Raw genomic sequence first — 2,142 nt, forward strand, 5'->3', positions numbered from 1 at the left:
CGGCCGACGAGTGCGCCGTCGACGGGCGGCGGACGCGCTGCCGCGTCAGCGGTGACGGCCCGCCGGTGCTGCTGCTGCACGACGCGCGCACGTGGCCGGTGCGCGACGTCGGCGACGGGCACAGCTTCCAGGCCGGCTGCCCGGCCAGCGGCCTGGACCCGGTCGACTTCCACCCGGACGCGCACGGGCTGCGGCAGGTGCTGCGCGCGGCCGGCGGTGAGGAGACGCGCTGGGTCGCGCCGGAGGTCACGGTGTCGGCGGCGTTCGCCGAACACGGCGTGGAGTCCGGTTTCGAGCACGCCGCGCGGGAGTGGGGCGACCGTCACGGGCACCCGCTGCACCGCGTGGTCGTGCCGCAGCCGGACGCGCTCAGCGCGGCGACCGCCGACCTGTACCGCCGCTGGCTGCGCCGGGCCGGCAAGACCGGCGACCGGCTGGTCGTGGAGTGCGGCCGGCTGCTCGACCCGGGGCAGGTGCTGCGCGCCGGCCTGGTGCCGTACTGGTGCGAGAACGCCACCCGCCGGCGGGTCGAGGGCGCGGAGTGGTGGCTGGCCGGCAGCGAGCCGTTCACGTCGGTGGACGTGCTGCCGGAGCCGCCCGGACTGCGGTCGCCCGCACTCGCCGGCTTGCCCCAGTGGCTCGCGGTGGCCGGCTTCGGTAGGCGTCGGCGGGCCCTCGACCGGGGCGCGGCGCGCGGCTACCCGGTCACCTCGGTTCCCACCCGACGTGCCACGGAGGTGTTGCGCAACCAGCCCTGCGACCTGCCCGCGCCGCCGCCGCTGCGGATGGCCGAGGCCCTCGCCGCGCTCCGGGACTCCGGCGCGCACCAGGGTCTGCTGGTCTGCTGAGCGCGGGCCCGGCGCCGGTGGCCCTCGTCCGCCGGCCAACCTGGCGAAACATCCTCGCGATCCCACGGTCCGTGATTGAGTACCTACGGAGCGGGAAGACCGCTCGCCGCGGAACGGCCCACGACGCCGTGCGGCGGGCAGCCACCGCTTTCGACGTATCCGTCACGTAACCAACTTCCTCACCCGGTGCGTGGTCCGACCACGCGCACGACCGGTTCCGACCGGGCGGGGGGACGTTCGGCGAGGGAGGCGCGGATGTTCGGTCAGACCACCACGACACCCACACCACCGACCAACGAGCGAGGTCTGGAGGACCTCGACGCGGCGGCGCTCGCGTACGCGGCCCGGATCGAGGGGCTGCCACCCGAGCGGCGGCAGGAGGCGCGGGACGACCTGGTCCGCTTCGCGTTGCCGTTCGCCGGCCGGCTGGCCCGCCGCTACCGGGGACGCGGGGAACCGTTGGAGGATCTGGAGCAGGTGGCCCGGCTCGGCCTGGTCAACGCCGTCGACAGGTACGACCCGGAACGGGGTTCGTTCACCGCGTACGCGGCGATCACCATCGTCGGCGAGATCAAACGCCACTTCCGGGACCGCACCTGGGGCGTGCACGTGCCGCGCCGACTGCGCGACCTGATCCTGGAGGTGGGGCAGGCGACGGCGACGTTGACCAGCGAGCTGTCCCGGGCCCCGTCCGTGGCCGAGCTGGCGGAGCGGCTGGAGACGCCGGAGGAGGAGATCCTCGCCGCGCTGGAGTCGGCGGCCGGCTACAGCCCGGCCTCGCTCAACGCGCCGGTCGGCGGGGAGAGCTCGGCCGAGTTCGGTGACCTCGTCGGCGAGTCCGACAACGCCCTGGAGTCGGTCGACGACCGGGTCACGGTCAGCGGCCTGCTGCACCGGTTGCCCTGGCGGGAGCGACGGATCCTGGCGATGCGCTTCTACGGCAACCAGACCCAGGCGGAGATCGCCGCCCGCTTCGGCATCTCGCAGATGCACGTCTCCCGGTTGCTGTCCCGGGCGCTGACCTGGCTGCGCCAGGCGATGCTCGCCGACGCCCCGCCGCCGTGGCAGAACGGCGCGGCCGAGACCGAGCCGGCCAGGGCCCGGATCTCGGTGAAGCAGAACGGCGACCGGGTGGTCGTCGAGGTCGGCGGCGAGGTGGACCGGGCCGGCGCGGACCAGCTGCGCCGGGCGATGCTGGAGGCGGTCACCGGGCAGCCCCGCGAGGTCGTGGTCGATCTGGTGGGCGCGGGCGGCTTCGACGCCGGCGGGATCGCCGCGCTGATGGCCGGCCGGG

1 protein-coding gene and 1 pseudogene are annotated in these 2,142 nt (G+C 75.3%); both read left to right on the top strand.

What is annotated here, in order from left to right:
- Positions 1-848 (top strand): annotated as a pseudogene (locus tag HUW36_RS31515) (hypothetical protein); the annotation flags it as partial.
- Positions 849-1,103: 255 nt separating this feature from the next.
- Positions 1,104-2,142 (top strand): SigB/SigF/SigG family RNA polymerase sigma factor (locus tag HUW36_RS31520; protein ID WP_174531404.1); only part of this gene is annotated, 1,039 nt, incomplete at its 3' end.

It is taken from the genome of Micromonospora maritima, assembly GCF_902825405.1.
GTDB lineage: Bacteria > Actinomycetota > Actinomycetes > Mycobacteriales > Micromonosporaceae > Micromonospora > Micromonospora maritima.